Genomic DNA, 16311 nt, shown 5'->3' on the forward strand with positions numbered 1-16311 from the left:
CCCCCGCCACCAGGTACAGCGCCCTGAGCGGCACCCTGGGCAGCAGCTGGACGACGAGCCGCCCCACCGTGAGCGCCGCCATGTACACCGAGGGCGCGGCGCTCGACACCAGCGGCGTCGCCCCCCGGTGCTCCTCCAGCAGCAGCACCGACCACTGCTCGACCGAGTTCTCGATGACCAGCGCGCAGGCGGCCAGCGTTCCGAGCACGACGGCGGCCCCGAGCAGCCCCCGCCGGTCGCTGCGGGCGGGCGACTCGGGCCGGCCGTGTCCCAGTCGCAGCGCCGGCACCGACAGGGACGCGGCCAGCACGATCAGCGCGATCACGACGAGCACCGCACCGACCCCGAGACCGAGCGAACGCGCCAGCCCCGTCGCCGGCGCCGCCACGATGACCGCGACCGGGAAGGCGGCGTGCACCGCCTGGAAGAGCCTGCGTCCCGTCTCGCGCTCGGCCCGCCCCGTGGCCAGGTTGAGAGCGATGTCGAGCGCGCCGCTGGCCGCGCCGACGACCAGCAGCGCCGCCGCCAGCTGCCAGGGCTCGGTGACCAGCCCGACGCAGGCCACGCTGACGGCGAACGCGGCCGTGCTCACCATCAGGGCGCCCCGCTCGCGCCCTCGCGCCAGCCGTCCCGTCAGCGCCATCGCGGGCAACGCCCCCACCGGTACGACGCTCAGCGCCAGACCGAGGTCGGCCGCTGAGATGCCTAGTTCGAGCTTGACTGCGGGCAGCAACGCCGACCACGAGCCCCAGAACACGGCCCACGCCGCGCACACCGCGATGAGCGGCATTTGCCAGCACCCCTTGAAATTCGGTCAAGTGACGGTCAAGATCGACGATGTCCTTATTACCCACTGTCGGAGAGAATTTCGTGCTCACGCGTACGGTCATCGCGGCCGCCCTGGTAGCTGCCGGGATCGCCGCCACCCCCTCCTCCGCGTACGCCGCCTCGGCCGCCTACACCCCCGAGCGCGTCTGCGGCCACGGCTTCGCGCGGGTCAAGGACGGTCACCGCGCGATGCAGACCCGCGACGGAGCCGTCCTCGGGCACGTATACCTGATGTACAGCAAGCGCAGCGGCAAGAACTGCGTCGCCGCGATCAAGACCAGGTATTCGGGCGCGAGTACGGTGACCGGCGCCTACCTCGAGGTACGCGGCGGCGGCCGGAGCGAGGACGTCCAGAAGTACCGCTACTACGCCGAGACCGGCCACATCGACGGCAGCTGGAAGTGCGTACGGTACGCCGGCTGGACCCGCGACCCCCGCAACCGCGTCGAAGCCTGGGGCGGCCGGAAGACCTGGGGTAACTGCCAGGGCTGAGACCGGCGTTTTTCCCCGAAGTTGTCACAACCCGGCGGCCTTCCGCGTCCTCCATGTGTAGAGACCGAAACACATGGAGGACGACATGTCCCAGCGGATCAACGTCGCCAAGCACGTTCCTGAGGCGTACCACCTGTTCCTGTCGGTGGAGAAGCTGCTGCACGAGAGTGAGCTGCCGGCCGCCACCATCGAGCTGATCAAGCTGCGCGCCAGCCAGATCAACGGCTGCGGCTACTGCGTCGACATGCACAGCAGGGACATGAAAAAGGCCGGGGAGAGCGACGAGCGCCTGTGGTCGGTGGTGACCTGGCGCGAGGCCACGGTCTACAGCCCGGCCGAGCGGGCCGCGCTGGCCCTGACCGAGGAGGCGACGAGGCTCGCCGACCGCGAGGCCGTGCCCGACGCGGTGTGGCAGCAGGCGGCCGAGCACTACACCGAGAAGCAGCTCTCGCTGCTGGTGGTGGCGATCGCGATGATCAACGCCTGGAACAGGATCGGCGTCACGGCGCGGTTGACCCCCGGCACCTGACGCCCCGGGCAGGCGGCCCCACGCCCCTTTTCCCGTGGCGTGCTGTGCCCTGGGACACCGGCCCACTCGTTAGAAATCCGTTGAGCGGGCCGGTGCCGCCCGATTAGGTTGGCGCCCAAGGCGGATGGCAGGCGCCCGTCATGCCGCCGGCGAGAAAGACGACGCACAGTCGGAGGAGAAGGACGCGCTTCGGAAGGGGGAGACCATGAAACGCGTCAGAGTCAGAAAGTCGGCCACCAAGCGCATCACCCGGCCGGTCGTGGAGCTGGACCTGCGATCACCGGCGGGTCGCCCGCTTCCCTATTGACTTACTCCTTACACCGAACTTACGGGGGTATCTGTAGATAACATAGATAACAAGAACATCACGGGGGGCTTACGATGAAGAGGCTTGTGGTGGTGCCGCCACACATTGCCAGGCACAAGGTCCGCGACATTCGCTCGGCAGACCGCCGCAAGCCACCTGGCGACCCCAAGGTCGTCGACCTGCGCGCCTACACCGGCAGAAACGTGCTCCACTTCCCTGGCGGCCCCACCCCCGCCGCCTGATCATGGGGCCCCGGTCAGCCGTAGAGTCGGTTGGCGTAACTCTCGCCGTAATAGCTCTCCAACTGCTGCACGCTCTCCTCGACCTGCTGCACCTCTTTGACCAGCCTGGCGTGCGAGGGCAGGCCGTCGGAGCCCCAGGCGTCCGGCTTCCACAGGGACGAGCGCAGGAACGCCTTGGCGCAGTGGAAGAAGATCTGCTCGATCTCCACGACGAGCGCGAGGTGCGGCCGGTGGCCCTTGACGATCAGGTCGTCGAAGAACGGGGCCTCGCGGATGAGCCGGGCCCGGCCGTTGATGCGCAGGGTCTCGTTGCGGCCGGGGATGAGGAAGATCAACCCCACATGCGGATTTTTCAGGATATTGAGGAATCCATCGGCCCGGCGGTTCCCCGGGCGGTCGGGGATGGCGATCGTCGTGTCGTCAATGACGTGGACGAATCCGGCCGGATCCCCCTTGGGCGAGACATCGCAGTCGCCCTGGTCGTTCGAAGTGGCGATCAGGCAGAACGGCGAAGCCGCCAGCCAGTCCCGGTCCCGCTCGTGCAGCCGCTGCCGGTCCTTGGTCGCCGCCCTCGGCAGGACCTCCCCGAGCAGCTCGCGCAACTCGTCCTCTGACCCGATCTCCGCCCAGCTCACGCGATCTCCCTTCAGGGGTTTCCCCTATTTTGTCAGGGAATCGGAGTCAGCATCCGATGTGGTGTCCGCAGAGCGAGACTCACCTGGTCCTGTCGCGTGTCCTCGCTCAGCCCCGGCCCAGGGCGTACCTCGATCTCCTCCAGCGGGACGGTCCGGCCGCAGGTGACGCAGAACGAGGCCGGGTCCAGCCGGGTGTCGCACTCCACGTGGTGGTAGAGGCGGCGGGGGCCGTGCGTGGCGAGGTGGCGGTCGCCCCACTGCGCCAGCATCACCACCGGCATCCAGAGGTCGCGGCCCCTGGCGGTCAGGATGTACTCGTCGCGCGGCGGCGCGTCCTGGTAACGGCGCCGGTCGAGGATGCCGGCCTCGACGAGCGCGCCGAGCCGCTGCGACAGGACCGCCCTCGGGATGTCGAGGTGGGCCTGGAAATCGCCGAAGCGGCGCACGCCGTACATCGCGTCGCGGACCACGAGCAGCGTCCACCGCTCGCCGACCACTTCCAGGACCTTGGCCAGCGAGCAGTCCTGGCCGTCGTAGTTCTTACCCAGCGCCATGTCCCCAGCTTAGTTCATTCATTGAACCGTGCTAGCCTTCGGCGCATGAGTTCAATGACCGAACTGACAGTGCGGCGCAGGGGAACGCTGGCTGTGGCGTCCTCGGCGCCGTTGCTCGTGCTGACGAACTACACGGTGCCGATGGTGACGCTGCCCGAGACCGCGCGGTCGCTGGGCGCCGGGCCGACGGGACCGGTGTGGATCCTGGGAGCGATCGCGCTCGGGCTGTCGGCGCTGCTGCTGGTCTCCGGCGGGCTCGCCGACGACTACGGGCGAAGGCGGGTGCTGGTCGTGGGCACGGGCGTGCTCGCCGTCGCCAGCGTGGTGGCCGCGGTGAGCACCACGGTGCCGATGTTCGTCCTGGCCAGGCTGTTCCAGGGCGGGGCGAGCGCGGCGATGCTGGCGGCGAGCCTGGGCATCGTCGGGCACGCCTACCCCACCGGGAGGGAGCGGCTGCGCGCCACCGGGCGCTATGGCGCGATGATCGGGCTGGGCACGGCGCTCGGACCGCTGGCGTCCGGGCTGCTGGCCACCGTGTCGGGCTGGCGGACGGTGTACTGGCTGATGGCGGTGTGCGCGCTGGCGCTGGCCGCGGTGTCGGCCATGGTCCTGGAGGAGTCGCGCTCGGAGACCCCGCGCAGGTTCGACGTGCCTGGCGTGGTGCTGCTCAGCCTGGGCGTGGCCGCGCTGGTCGCGGGGGTGACGGAAGGCCGGGCCGGGTGGGCGCGGCCGGTCGTGCTGGGGGCGTTCGCCGTGGCGGTGGTGCTCCTGGTGGCGTTCGTGGCGGTGGAGCGGCGGCGCTCCGAGCCGTTGCTCGATCCGGAGCTGTTCGGGCGGCCGGCGTTCCTCGTGGCGACGGGCGGGGCGCTGGTCGTGGGGGCGGCGGTGGTCGGGCTGCTCAGCTACCTGCCGAGCGTGCTGCAGACCACGTACGGGCTGACGCCGCTGGACACGGGGCTGCTGTTCGGCGTCTGGTCGGGCCTGTCGTTCGCGGCGTCACTGCTGGCCCGGCACGTACGGCTGGGCGCGGCCGCGCGGTTCGCGCTCGGGCTGGGCCTGAGCGCGGCCGGGTTCGGCGGGCTGCTGAACGTGGGCGACTCGCTGACGCTCCCGCTGATCCTGGCGGGGCTGGCGGTGAGCGGCGTCGGGTCCGGTCTGATCAACTCCTCGATCACGCATCTGGCGATCGAGAGCGTGCCCGCGCACCGGGTCAGCATGGGCTCGGGCGCGAACAACACCGCCAGGTACGTCGGCTCCTCCCTGGGCGCGGCCGGCGTGGCTGCGGTCGTCGGCGGCTTCGGGGTAGGGCAGGGTACGGCCGTCGCGGTGGCGGCCTGCATCGTGCTCACCGGCGTCACGGCGATCACCGCCCTGGCGGTCCGATCCTGATCAAGCATTGCCAAGAAAGGCGAAACATGACCGAATCGCGGATGGCCGACCTCGACGGCCTGCGCATGCACTACCTGATCGACGGCGACGGGCCGCTGCTCGTGCTGCTGCACGGCTGGCCGCAGACCGGCCACTGCTGGCGGCCGATCATCCCCGCCCTGGCCGAGCACTTCACCGTGGTCGCTCCCGACCTGCGCGGGTACGGCAGGACGGACAAGCCGGCGACCGGCTATGACAAGCGCACGATGGCCGCCGACATCCACGCCCTGGCGCGCTCGCTCGGCCACTCCACGCTCATGCTGGCCGGGCACGACCGGGGCGCCCGGGTCGCCCACCGCTACGCCCTCGACCATCCGGACGAGGTCGAGCGGCTGGTGGTCATGGACATCATCCCGACCAGGGAGATGTGGCGCCGGTTCGACATGCAGACGGGGGTGGCGGCGGGCACCTGGCACTGGACCTTCCACCTGCAGCCCGACCTGCCCGAGCTGCTCGCGGGCCAGAACGTGCGCGCCTACCTGGGCTACTTCTTCGAGAACTGGACGGTGCAGCGCTCCCGGCTGGAGGTCGAGGAGTACGTGCGGGCCTTCGAGCAGCCGGGGGCGTTGCGCGCCGGGTTCGACGACTACCGGGCCTCGTTCCCGTACGACGCCGAGCACGACGACGCCGACTGGGAGGCGGGCCGGCGGCTGGAGATGCCGGTGCTGGCGCTGTGGGGCGCGGCCGGGCTGGCCCGCCGGGTGCCGGTGCTGGACGTCTGGCGCGACTACGCCCTTGACGTACGCGGTGCCGAGATCCCCGACTGCGGGCACTTCCTGGCCGAGGAGCAGCCGGACGCCGTGCTCGCGCACATGACCGACTTCCTGCTCCCCCGCGACTAGCCGGGCCGGACGACCTCACCACCTGCGGGTGTGCGCCATCGCCCCCAAGTACGCATCGCGCTCCACCGCGAACTTGACCGGGTCCATGCCCTGGCGTTCCGCCCGCAGGTGCAGCAGGGTCAGCTCGGTCGCCGCCTGCTGGTAGTCGCTCATGGCCCGGCCGAGCCCGGCCCTCCTGGCCCACTTGCGGGCCGTCTTGCGGGCGGAGAGCGTGCTGAGCATCCTGACGTCGGCCTCGGTGACCAGCCCCGTCTGCTGGTAGCCGGGCAGGTAGACGCCCATCCTGGCGACGAGGTGACGGCGCTCCACGACGGTGACGACGATGAGGGCGATCAGCGCCACCATGATCACCAGGTAGGCCAGGCCCAGCCAGGCCAGCGAGCCCGTGGTGGCGGCGCCGTTCCAGAGGGCGTGCAGGAAGACCGCGCCCAGGTAGCCGATCGGAATCGCGGCGATCCTGGCGGGGTTGCGGTGCGTGAGCGCGTACGCGACGCCGACGCCGATCATCGAGGTGTAGATGGGGTGGCCGAGCGGGTCGATCAGCCCCCTCATGACGAAGAGCTGCACCGCGCCGCCCGCGCCGTCCTCACCGAACGCGATCAGGTAGTAGCCGACGTTCTCCACGAGCGCGAAGCCGAGGCCGGCCATGGAGGCGTACACGATGCCGTCGGTCAGGCCGTCGATCTCCCGCCTCCTGCGCAGGAGCAGCAGCAGCGCCGAGCCCTTGAGCGCCTCCTCGATCACGGGGGCGAGCAGGACGGTGCCCACGCTGGTGACGACCGCGGAGCCGTAGCCGGCGCGGGCGAACAGCTCCTGGCCGACGAACGTCAGCGCGATGCCCAGCACGATCGCGACCCCGGCGCCCCACGCGAACGCGAAGGCCAGGCTGAGCTTGGGCTCGGGTTCGAGCCTGTCGAGCGAGAGCACGGCCGCGAGCAGCACGGGCAGCGGCGCCACGGCCAATAACGCGGACAAGCCGAACCCGATGGGACCGCCGGACACGAGCATGAAGGCGAGCACGACCAGCGCGAGGACGCCCGAGACGACGAGGCCGATCAACAGAGCCTTGCTGGGCCGCTGGGCGAGCAACGGAGCTGTCATTGTGATGCCTCTCTTCCCGCTGGTCCGCCCACTATGCACGGGTCACATCGACAGTCACTTAACGGTTACTTGATTTCGCGGTAGTACGGATCCGTCACGACGGATTCGCCGTTGGCGTAGGAATACACCTCGCGGCCGGAGATGAACACCCGCTGCGCCCGGCTCATGACGTCCAGGGGGTCTCCGGACCAGATCACCACGTCGCCGTCCAGCCCCGGGCGCAGCGCGCCCACCCGGTCGTCGAGGCCCATGATCCGGGCCGGGTTCAGGGTGATCGACCGCAGCGCGACGGCCGGGTCCAGCCCTTCCTTGACCGCCAGCGTGGCCTGGTGGACGAGGAAGTGGATCGGCACCACGGGGTGGTCGGTGGTGATCGCCAGCTCGACGCCCGCCCGCGCCAGGATCCCCGGGTTGCGCAGCGAGCGCTGGCGCAGCTCCACCTTCGACCGGCTGGTGAACAGCGGGCCGATGATGACCGGGATCCGCTTGGCGGCCAGGGTGTCGGCCAGCAGGTGGCCTTCGGTGCCGTGATTGAGCACGACGCGGTAGCCGAACTCGTCGGCCAGCCTCAGCGCGGTGGCGATGTCGTCGGCCCGGTGCGTGTGCTGGCACCACGGCAGCTCGCCGTCCAGCACGCGGACCAGGATCTCCAGCGTGCCGTCGCGGTCGAACGGCTTGCCCTCCTCGGCCGCCGCCGCCCGCCTGGCCTTGTAGTCCTGCGCCTTCATGAACGCGTCGCGGATCACCGCGGCCACGCCCTGCCGGGTGGAGGGCAGCTTCTTCTGGTCGCCGTAGACGCGCTTGGGGTTCTCGCCGAGCGCGCTCTTGACGCTCACCGGCTCCTTGAGCAGCATCTCGTCCACGGACCTGCCCCAGCACTTGATCGCGACCGTCTGGCCGCCGATCGGGTTGCCGGAGCCCGGCTTGATCACCGCGGTGGTCACCCCGCCGGAGAGCGCGTCGGCGAAGGCCAGGTCGGCGGGGTTGATGGCGTCGAGCGCGCGCAGGCGGGCGCCGTTCGGGTCGGTCATCTCGTTGGTGTCCTGACCGGCCCAGCCCTCGGCCTCCTCGTACACGCCGAGGTGGCCGTGGGCCTCGACGAAGCCGGGCAGCACCCAGCCGCCCTGGGCGTCCACGACGGGGGTCCCGTCCGGCACGGCCACGTCCCGGCCGACCTCGGTGATCTTCCCGTCCTGGATGAGCACGGTGCCGCCGTCGATGGGGTCGCCGTCAACTGGTACGACATATCCGCCGGTAATCGCAAGGTTCATGACTCGTAACTTATCGGGGAGCGGGTAGAGGGCCCCGATGACCTCCGATCTGTACAGACGATGGCTGCTCGAGATGTGGAACGGCGATTTCGGGCTCGCGTACGAGCTGGTGACCCCGGACTTCGCCGGCCACTGGCCGGGCATGGACGTGCGCGGTCCCGAAGGGCTGATCGCGGCGCTCAGGCAGGGGTACGCGCCGTTCGGCGACGTCAAGGTCACGCTCGACGTCGGGCCGATCGCGGACGGGGACCTGGTGTCGGCCAGGTGGACCTTCAGCGGCGACTACCGGGGCGGCATCCCGGGCGCGAGCGCGGCGGAAGGGACCAGGGTGGCCTTCAGCGGCCACGACATCCTGCGCGCCGAGGGCGGCAGGTTCGCCGAGTACTGGGTGATCTCGGACGTTCCGACATTCAACAAAGAGCTCGGGATAAGCTGACATATCCATATTTATGAGGACGGGGACGGGGACGGGGTGCATGTCGCAGGAGTACAGCCCTGACACGGGCTCAGAGCCTCGCTCGCTGACCGACGAGCAGCTCTCCCTGCTGCTGGCCGCGCAGCAATTCGGCTCCCTTGCCACGAACAAGGGCGGCGGCCGGCCGCACATGTCCACGGTCCGCTACGACTGGGACCCTGAGCAGCGGGTGGTCCGGATCTCGACGGTCGCCGACCGGCTCAAGGTCCGCCAGCTGCACGAGGACCCGCGCTGCGCGCTCTACGCGGCCAGCGACGACTTCTCCTCCTACGCCGTGGCCGAGGGCCGGGCCGAGCTGTCGCCGGTGACGACCGACCCGGGCGACGAGGTGGGCAGGGAGCTGCTGGCCATGCACCCGGGCTTCACCGATCCCGCCGACGCGCAGGCCTTCCTGGCGCGGCTGGTCGCCGACCGGCGGCTGGTGATCAGGCTCAGGGTGTCGCGGCTCTACGGGACCGAGCTGACCGTTCCCGTCTGAGGGCCCGGCTCCTGTTGTAGGCGACCATCGCGATCACCACGAGGACGAGCGCCAGATCGATGGCCGCCGACCAGCGCATGGCCTGGACCTGACGCCCGCCTTCCGCGGCGGCGAAGAACACCGCGCCGATCACGGCCACCCCGCCCGCACCGGCGAACTGCTGGGCCGTGCTGAGGATGCCCGATCCGATGCCGGCCTGATGCGGGGCCACCTCGACCAGCGCCGCCCCGATGAGCTGCGGCAGGACCAGGCCGTTGCCGAAGCCGACGAGCATCAGCGCGGCCATGATCCACGGCAGGCCGTGCCCTGAGCCGATCACGAGCAGGCCGAGTCCGAGCGCCGCGATCGTGCCGCCGATCATGACGATGATCAGGCCGTACCTTCTGACCAGACGGGTCCCCAGCAGCGAGGTGAGCGTGAACAGCAGGCCCATCGGCGCGAACGCCAGCCCCGCCTGGAAGGCGGTGAGCCCGAGCCCGCCCTGCAGCAGCAGCGTCAGCGTGAACATGAACGAGGCGAAGTACGCCATGAACGCCACGATGGCCCCGACGCCCGCCAGGTAGGAGTGGACCTTGAGCAGCGCCAGGTCCAGCACCGGCTGCCCGCCCCGCGCCGCGAGCACGTGCTGCCAGCGCCAGGTCAGCGCGAACACCGGGACGCTCGCCGCCATGCAGATCCAGGTCCACACCGGCCAGCCCAGGCTGTTGCCCAGGCCGAGCGGCACCAGCACCAGCGCCAGGCCCGCGGCCAGCCCCGCCGCGCCCGGCAGGTCGAGCCTGGGGTGGCGGCCCGTCTCGACGTGCGGCAGGAGCCGGGCCGCCAGCGGCACGACGACCAGGCCGACGGGCAGGTTGATCAGGAAGATGACCCGCCAGCCCAGGCCGAGAACGTCGGCGGTGAGCAGCAGCCCGCCCAGCACCTGGCCGGCGATCGAGCCGAGGCCGCCGACCGCGCCGTACCAGCCCACGGCCCGCGCCCGCTCCTCCGGCGGATAGACGGCGGAGATCGTGGCCAGCACCTGCGGCACCATCGCGGCGCCCGCCAGGCCCTGGAGCAGCCGCGCGGCCACCAGCTGGACCGGGTCGGCGGCGAGCCCGCAGAGCACCGACGCGACCGTGAACGCGGTCACGCCCCACACGAACAGCCGCCGGTAGCCGTAGCGGTCGCCGAGCCGGCCGCCGGTGATCATGCCGGCCGCGTAGGTGAAGGCGTAGCCGCCGACGATCAGCTCCAGGGCGGCGGGCCCGGCGTTCAGGTCGTGCTCGATGGCCGGGGCGGCCACGTTGACCACGAAGAAGTCGAACTGTGCCATGAACCAGGCCGAGAGCAGCACGGCCAGCACTCCGCCGGATTTCACGACATTCAGGCTAGGGCGTCCGGATCGCTTGATCACCACCGGCCCTTGCAAGTTCGCCGGGCCCGGCTTACCATCCGCCTAATTGTTAGGAAACTTTCTTTAAAGAAAGGTCTCTGACGTGCGCCGATTAGTCACCCCCCTGATCGCCGTAGCTGTGATCATCGCGTTGTGCGGGCTTCCCGCACAGGCCGCGAGCCGCCTCGTCGCCACGTTCACGCTGTCCGGCACCACGGGCACGTTCGTGGTCGCCAATCCGGGCACGACCGCCGTGACCGGGTGGTCGATCGTCTTCGACCTGCCCGCCGGGGTCACCGCGTCGAACCCCCAGAACGCCACCATCCGCCAGAGCGGCACGAAGGTGACGCTCACCCCCGCCTTCTACATCAACACCGTCCAGCCGGGCCGCAACACCGAGCCGTACAGCCCCAAGGTCACGCTCAGCGCGGCCGTCCAGCCGGTGAGCTGCCTGATCAACGGCGCCAACTGTGACGGCAGCGGCGGCGACCCACCCGCAAAGCCGCCGGTCAGCGCCACGTACGACGTCAACGGGACGGCCGCCAAGTTCGTGGTCGCCAACAACGGCACGACCGCGCTCAACGGCTGGACGATCGTCTTCGACCTGCCCGCCGGGGTGACCGCGAGCAACGTCCAGAACGGCTCGCTCAGCCAGAGCGGCCGGACAGTGACGCTGACGCCGGCCCACTACAACACGACCGTCAACGCGGGCGCGACCACCGAGCCCTACAGCCCGTCCTTCACCGTCAGCACCGCCGGCGCCGAGCCGACGAGCTGCCGCATCAACGACGTCAACTGCGACGGCGCCCCCGACGCGCCCCCGTCCGCTCCCGGCAACCTGCGCTCGCCGGTCAGGACGACCAGGACCGTCTCGCTCGCCTGGGACGCCTCCGCGCCGGGCAGCCTCCCGGTCACCGGGTACGAGGTCTACAACGGCACCGCCCTGGCCGCCTCCGTGACCGGCACCTCCGCCCTGGTGTCCGGGTTGACGCCGTCCACCGCGTACACGTTCACGGTCAAGGCCAAGGACCGCAAGGGCACGCTGTCGGCCGCGTCGGCGCCGCTGGCCGTGACCACCAGGAACCCGGCCGACGACACCCAGGCGCCCACGGTGCCCGGCGGCCTGCGCAGCACCGCCAAGACCTCCTCCAGCGTCACGCTGGCCTGGACCGCCTCGACCGACAATTCCGGCGTAGCCAACTACGACGTGTATGTCGGCTCCGCGGTGGCCACGACGGTCACCGGCACCACGGCGACCGTCTCCGGCCTGTCGCCCTCGACCGCGTACTCCTTCACCGTCAAGGCCAGGGACCTGTACGACAACGTCTCGGCGGCCGGCGCGGCGGTGCAGGTGACGACGGCGGACATCGTCGAGACCGGCTACGCCCGCGTCGGATATTTCGTCCAATGGGGTATCTACGGCCGCCAATACTTCGTCCGCAACCTCGACACCACCGGCGCGGCGGCCAAGCTGACCCACATCAACTACGCCTTCGCCAACATCGACCCGCAGAACCTCACCTGCCTCCAGGGCGTCACCAAGGGCACGACCGCCAACCCGCAGGACCCGAACCAGGGCGACGGCGCGGGCGACGCCGAGGCCGACTACGGCCGGCCCTTCAGCTCGGCGCAGTCCGTGGACGGCGTGGCCGACACCGGCTGGGAGAAGCTGCGCGGCAACTTCAACCAGCTCAAGAAGCTCAAGGCCAAGCACCCGCACCTCAAGGTGCTGATCTCGCTCGGCGGCTGGACGTACTCCAAGTACTTCTCCGACGTGGCGGCCACGGACGCGGCCCGCAAGAAGTTCGTCTCGTCCTGCATCGACATCTACATCAAGGGCAACCTGCCCGCCTACAACGGCGCGGGCGGCCCCGGGACGGGCGCGGGCATCTTCGACGGCATCGACCTCGACTGGGAGTGGCCGGGCGCCGAGGGGCACGCGGGCAACCACGTCAGCCCGAGCGACAAGGCGAACAACACGCTGCTGATCGCCGAGTTCCGGCGCCAGCTCGACGCGCTGACCGCGACGACGGGCCAGCGCTACCAGCTCACGGCGTTCACCCCGGCCGACCCGGCCAAGATCGCCGCCGGCTGGGACCTGCCCGAGGTCGCGAAGTCGCTGGACATCTTCAACGTCCAGGGCTACGACTTCCACGGCGCGGGCAGCGACAACTCCTGGGAGCCCAACCGAACCGGTCACCAGGGCAACCTCTACCTCGACACCGACAGCCCGTACAACCCGGACTTCAGCGTCGAGAAGGCGATCGACGTCTACCTCCAGGCCGGGGTGAACCCCCGCAAGCTGACCATCGGCCTGGCCTATTACGGCCGGGGCTGGCAGCAGGTCGCCGACGGCGGCAAGTTCGGCGAGTGGCAGTCGGCGAACGGCGCCGCGCCCGGCCAGTTCCAGGAGGAGGCGGGCACGCGCGGTTACAGCAACCTGCTGGCCATGGTGCCCGGCTGCACCGTCAGGCATGACGAGCAGGCGGTGGCCACGTACTGCCACACCGGTAACGGCGGGCAGTGGTGGACGTTCGACGACGCCTGGTCGATCGGCAAGAAGACCGCCTGGCTGCGGAGCAAGGGACTGCTCGGCGCGATGATCTGGGAGATGTCCGGAGATACCGGCACGCTCACCGGAGCGCTGGACGCGGGGCTGAAGTAGCACCGTCGACACGCGGGGCGGGTGCGCTCGCCCGCCCCGCGTGTCGAATGCTCATCGGGCGGGCACCGGCGCGCTACTCTGCACTCAACTCGAAGTCACGATCCCCTGTCATCGTCGAGTCGTAGGCCTCTTTCCGAGCGCAGGAGACCCATGTCCGCCCGACTCGCCCTCATTCTCGTGACCTCGCTCACCCTCCTGACCACGCCCGCCGTCGCCGCCGCCGACTCCGTCGTCAACATCGCCCACCGGGGGGCCTCCGCGTACGCCCCCGAGAACACCATCGCCGCCTTCGAGCTGGCCGCCTCGATGGGAGCCGACGTCTTCGAGCTCGACGTCCAGGAGACCAAGGACCACGAGCTGGTCCTGATGCACGACGCGACGCTGTCCCGCACCACCGACGTCGAGCGCGTCTATCCCGCTCTGGCCCCGTGGAACGTCGGCGACCTCACGCTCGCCCAGATCCGGCGGCTCGACGCGGGTTCGTGGCGGTCCGGGGACTACGACGACGAGCGCGTGCCCACCCTCGGCGAGGCGCTGCGCGCGATGAGCGGCTCGGGCCTGGGCCTGCTGCTGGAGGTCAAGGAGCCGGAGCGCTACCCGGGCATCGAGGCCCGCATCGCCGCCGAGCTGCGCCGCAACCCCGGCTGGCTGGCCGGCTCACGGGTGGTGGTGCAGTCGTTCGACTGGGGCTCGATGCGGGAGTTCCACGGGTTGCTGCCGGACGTGCCGATCGGGCTGCTCGGCACGCCCTCGGCCGCCGAGCTGCCCGGACTGGCGGACTTCGCCGACCAGATCAACCCGCCGCACGCCAGCCTGACCGCCGCGTACGTCCGGCGCGTGCACGGCCTCGGCATGGAGGTGCTCGCCTGGACCGCGGACACCCCCGACGCCATGCGCCGCCTGCTCGGCTACGACGTGGACGGCATCATCACCAACCGGCCCGACCTCCTGGACGACCTACTCAGCGGCTGAGGCGCGGGCGGCCAGCACGGCCAGCCTGATCCGGTTCGGGGCGCCGGTCTTGCGCATCAGGCTCGTCACGTGCGTCTTGACCGTCGAGACCCCCAGGTGGAGGCGCTCGGCGATCTCCCTGTTCGACAGCCCCGCGCCGACCATGGCCAGCACGTCCCGCTCGCGCGGGCTCAGCTCCGGGATCTCCCGCGCCCGGGCCCTGGGCTCGCGCGCGCGGACGGCCTGCGCGACCAGCCGTCCCAGCACGGACTGGCTGAAGGGCGGCTCGCCGTCCGCCGCGCGGTGCAGCGCGGCGAGCAGCTCGGCCGGCGGCGAGTCCTTCACCAGGAACCCGAACGCGCCCGCGGCCAGCGCCGGGTAGAGGTGCTCGTCGTCGTCGAACGTGGTCAGCACCACGATCCTGCTGGCCGGCCGGGCCGCCATGATGCGCTCGGTCGCGGTGATGCCGTCCACGCCGGGCATGCGCAGGTCCATCAGGATGAGGTCGGGGCGGGTCCGCTCGGCCAGCCGTACCGCCTCGCGCCCGTCACCGGCCTCGCCGACCACCTCGACGCCCGGGTCGGACTCGCAGAGCATGCGCAGGCCGACGCGGACGAGCTGCTGGTCGTCGGCGAGCAGCACCCGGATCACGCGGGCACCTTCCCGGCCGGAACACCCGGCGCTCCCCGAACGCGGTCCGGCGGGTCTCCGGGAGGCAGCTCCGCGTACAGCCGCCAGCCCCGCCCCGACGGCGGAGGTCCCGCCTCGAACCGGCCGCCGAGCAGCTCGACCCGCTCCGCCATCCCCACCAGCCCGTGCCCCGCCGCGCACTCACGACCCGGCAGGTCCGCCCGTGCGGGGCCGCCGTCGTCGCGATCCCGTGGGTCCGCCCGTTGGAGGCCGCCGTCGTCGCTGACCTCCAGCCGGACCGTGCCCGCCGCCACCCGCGCGGACAGCCGTACGCAGGCCCGCTCGCCCGCGTGCTTGGCCGCGTGCTTGGCCGCGTGCTTGGCCGCGTGCTTGGCCGCGTTGGCCAGCCCTTCCTGCACCAGCCGCAGCACCGTCAGCCCGCGCACCGAGTCCAGCCCGGCGACCGCCTGATCGATCTCGGCACGCACGATCAGCCCCGTCTGCCTGGCCCTGGCCACGGCCTCCTCCAGCGCGACCGGCAGATCCGCCCGGTCCACCAGCGAGAAGAACGGCCCGCCGCCCACCCGCGCGGGATCGCGCAGCACCGCCACCAGCCTGCGCAGGTCCACCAGGGCCGCGCTGCCCGAGCCGTGCAGGTCGTCCAGCACCTGCGTGACCAGGGGATCGGCGGCCGGGAGCACGTGCCTGGCCACGCCGACCCTGAGCACCATCGAGGACACGTGGTGCGCCACCAGGTCGTGCAGCTCGCGGGCGATCGCCGTACGCTCGGCGGCCCGCGCGGCCAGCGTCTCCGACCGGCGGCGGCGCCGCTCGACGTCCGCGCGCTCCCCGGCCTGGCGGGTGCTCTCGCGCATCAGCCGCACGTACGCGCCGAACAGCAGCGGCACCCCCTCCAGGATGGCCAGCCGGTAGAGCGTCGCCGGCACGTCCGCGGCCGGCGCCGACATGGCGTGCAGGGTCAGGAAGAACGCCGCCATCGCCGCCCCCGCGCCGACCCGCCGGCCGTGGCCGCGCAGCGCCAGCTCGAACAGCGCCACCGCCACCATCGCCTTGAGCGGCACCCCCACGCTGGTGCCGACCGCGTCACCGGCCACGAGCAGCGCCGACACCGTCGCGGTGGCGGCCAGCGGCGCGCGGATGCCCGCCAGGCAGACCGCCAGCCCGCCCAGCGCCAGCGCCCAGTCGGCCGGGGCCTCGGGGCGGTGCAGCAGGCGCAGGTCGCCGAGGGCCAGGACCGACAGCGTCACGAGGCGGGCGGCGGCGACCTGGTCGTCGAAGAGACGTTCCGTCCAGCGGCTCAGCACGTCCCGATGGTAGGCAGCCGGCCGGGCGCGCCGGGTCCGCCAAGTGGCCGGTACGGCTCCCCCAACTGGCCGCAAGCCCGAGCCGCCGGGCGGAGACGCCCCGACCGCTCCCCCTGAGGCAGAGATGTTCGCTGCACCGACCGCTCCGCCGCGCGGCGGCGGTGGCGGTGGCGGTGGCGGTGGCGG

At 71.3% G+C, this 16311-nt stretch carries 17 protein-coding genes; 9 read left to right on the top strand and 8 right to left on the bottom strand.

The annotated features are described in order from the left end of the window. Positions 1 to 790 (bottom strand): MFS transporter (locus ETD85_RS49530; RefSeq protein WP_138696822.1); only part of this gene is annotated, 790 nt, incomplete at its 3' end. 80 nt (positions 791 to 870) lie between these two features. Between ETD85_RS49530 and ETD85_RS49535 the strand changes: the two genes are divergently transcribed. The 3 genes from ETD85_RS49535 (at position 871) to ETD85_RS63850 (ending at position 2398) form a co-directional block, all read left to right on the top strand. Beyond that, on the top strand, positions 871 to 1320 hold the full coding sequence (locus ETD85_RS49535) for a hypothetical protein (protein ID WP_138696823.1): 450 nt from the start codon (positions 871 to 873) through the stop codon (positions 1318 to 1320). Between the two features lie 85 nt (positions 1321 to 1405). After that, positions 1406 to 1849, top strand: coding sequence for a carboxymuconolactone decarboxylase family protein (locus tag ETD85_RS49540; protein ID WP_138696824.1), 444 nt, complete (start codon positions 1406 to 1408; stop codon positions 1847 to 1849). Between the two features lie 381 nt (positions 1850 to 2230). Next, on the top strand, positions 2231 to 2398 hold the full coding sequence (locus ETD85_RS63850; protein ID WP_170247268.1) for a hypothetical protein: 168 nt from the start codon (positions 2231 to 2233) through the stop codon (positions 2396 to 2398). Between the two features lie 14 nt (positions 2399 to 2412). On the opposite strand, the gene ETD85_RS49545 is transcribed toward ETD85_RS63850, so the two are convergent. Both ETD85_RS49545 and ETD85_RS49550 read right to left on the bottom strand, forming a co-directional pair. Next, on the bottom strand, positions 2413 to 3033 hold the full coding sequence (locus ETD85_RS49545) for a pyridoxamine 5'-phosphate oxidase family protein (protein WP_138696825.1): 621 nt from the start codon (positions 3031 to 3033) through the stop codon (positions 2413 to 2415). Between the two features lie 32 nt (positions 3034 to 3065). Then, entirely contained in the window at positions 3066 to 3587 is a 522-nt protein-coding gene (locus ETD85_RS49550; RefSeq protein WP_138696826.1) for a winged helix-turn-helix transcriptional regulator, read from the bottom strand. Positions 3588 to 3641: 54 nt separating this feature from the next. Here ETD85_RS49550 and ETD85_RS49555 point away from each other — a divergent pair, with 54 nt between their 5' ends. Both ETD85_RS49555 and ETD85_RS49560 read left to right on the top strand, forming a co-directional pair. Beyond that, a complete protein-coding gene (locus ETD85_RS49555) occupies positions 3642 to 4976 on the top strand; it encodes an MFS transporter (RefSeq protein WP_170247269.1) in 1335 nt (444 codons plus the stop codon). A gap of 26 nt (positions 4977 to 5002) precedes the next feature. Then, positions 5003 to 5857 carry an alpha/beta fold hydrolase gene (locus ETD85_RS49560; protein ID WP_206059363.1) on the top strand — a complete coding sequence of 285 codons (855 nt, stop codon included), beginning with the start codon at positions 5003 to 5005 and terminating at the stop codon, positions 5855 to 5857. A 15-nt stretch (positions 5858 to 5872) separates the two neighbouring features. Here ETD85_RS49560 and ETD85_RS49565 read toward each other — a convergent pair whose 3' ends face one another. Both ETD85_RS49565 and ETD85_RS49570 read right to left on the bottom strand, forming a co-directional pair. Further along, positions 5873 to 6958, bottom strand: coding sequence for a PrsW family intramembrane metalloprotease (locus tag ETD85_RS49565; protein WP_138696828.1), 1086 nt, complete (start codon positions 6956 to 6958; stop codon positions 5873 to 5875). A gap of 65 nt (positions 6959 to 7023) precedes the next feature. Continuing rightward, a complete protein-coding gene (locus ETD85_RS49570) occupies positions 7024 to 8229 on the bottom strand; it encodes an amidohydrolase (protein ID WP_138696829.1) in 1206 nt (401 codons plus the stop codon). A gap of 37 nt (positions 8230 to 8266) precedes the next feature. Here ETD85_RS49570 and ETD85_RS49575 point away from each other — a divergent pair, with 37 nt between their 5' ends. Both ETD85_RS49575 and ETD85_RS49580 read left to right on the top strand, forming a co-directional pair. Continuing rightward, positions 8267 to 8665 carry an ester cyclase gene (locus ETD85_RS49575; protein WP_138696830.1) on the top strand — a complete coding sequence of 133 codons (399 nt, stop codon included), beginning with the start codon at positions 8267 to 8269 and terminating at the stop codon, positions 8663 to 8665. 40 nt (positions 8666 to 8705) lie between these two features. Further along, complete coding sequence (locus ETD85_RS49580) at positions 8706 to 9182, top strand: TIGR03618 family F420-dependent PPOX class oxidoreductase (RefSeq protein ID WP_138696831.1); 477 nt, start codon at positions 8706 to 8708, stop codon at positions 9180 to 9182. Here the strand turns inward: ETD85_RS49580 and ETD85_RS49585 are convergent. Continuing rightward, complete coding sequence (locus ETD85_RS49585; protein WP_206059364.1) at positions 9136 to 10539, bottom strand: MFS transporter; 1404 nt, start codon at positions 10537 to 10539, stop codon at positions 9136 to 9138. The two genes, ETD85_RS49580 and ETD85_RS49585, sit on opposite strands and share 47 nt — an antisense overlap. A 118-nt stretch (positions 10540 to 10657) precedes the next feature. Here ETD85_RS49585 and ETD85_RS49590 point away from each other — a divergent pair, with 118 nt between their 5' ends. Beyond that, on the top strand, positions 10658 to 13219 hold the full coding sequence (locus tag ETD85_RS49590; protein ID WP_138696832.1) for a glycosyl hydrolase family 18 protein: 2562 nt from the start codon (positions 10658 to 10660) through the stop codon (positions 13217 to 13219). A gap of 150 nt (positions 13220 to 13369) precedes the next feature. After that, positions 13370 to 14191, top strand: a complete 822-nt coding sequence (locus ETD85_RS49595) for a glycerophosphodiester phosphodiesterase (RefSeq protein ID WP_138696833.1) — start codon at positions 13370 to 13372, stop codon at positions 14189 to 14191. Here ETD85_RS49595 and ETD85_RS49600 read toward each other — a convergent pair. Next, a complete protein-coding gene (locus ETD85_RS49600) occupies positions 14177 to 14821 on the bottom strand; it encodes a response regulator transcription factor (RefSeq protein ID WP_138696834.1) in 645 nt (214 codons plus the stop codon). The two genes, ETD85_RS49595 and ETD85_RS49600, sit on opposite strands and share 15 nt — an antisense overlap. Then, entirely contained in the window at positions 14818 to 16125 is a 1308-nt protein-coding gene (locus tag ETD85_RS67110) for a sensor histidine kinase (RefSeq protein ID WP_206059365.1), read from the bottom strand. The genes ETD85_RS49600 and ETD85_RS67110 overlap by 4 nt, the downstream gene beginning before the upstream one ends. Between the last annotated feature and the right edge of the window lie 186 nt (positions 16126 to 16311).

The organism is Nonomuraea zeae, from assembly GCF_005889725.1.
GTDB lineage: Bacteria > Actinomycetota > Actinomycetes > Streptosporangiales > Streptosporangiaceae > Nonomuraea > Nonomuraea zeae.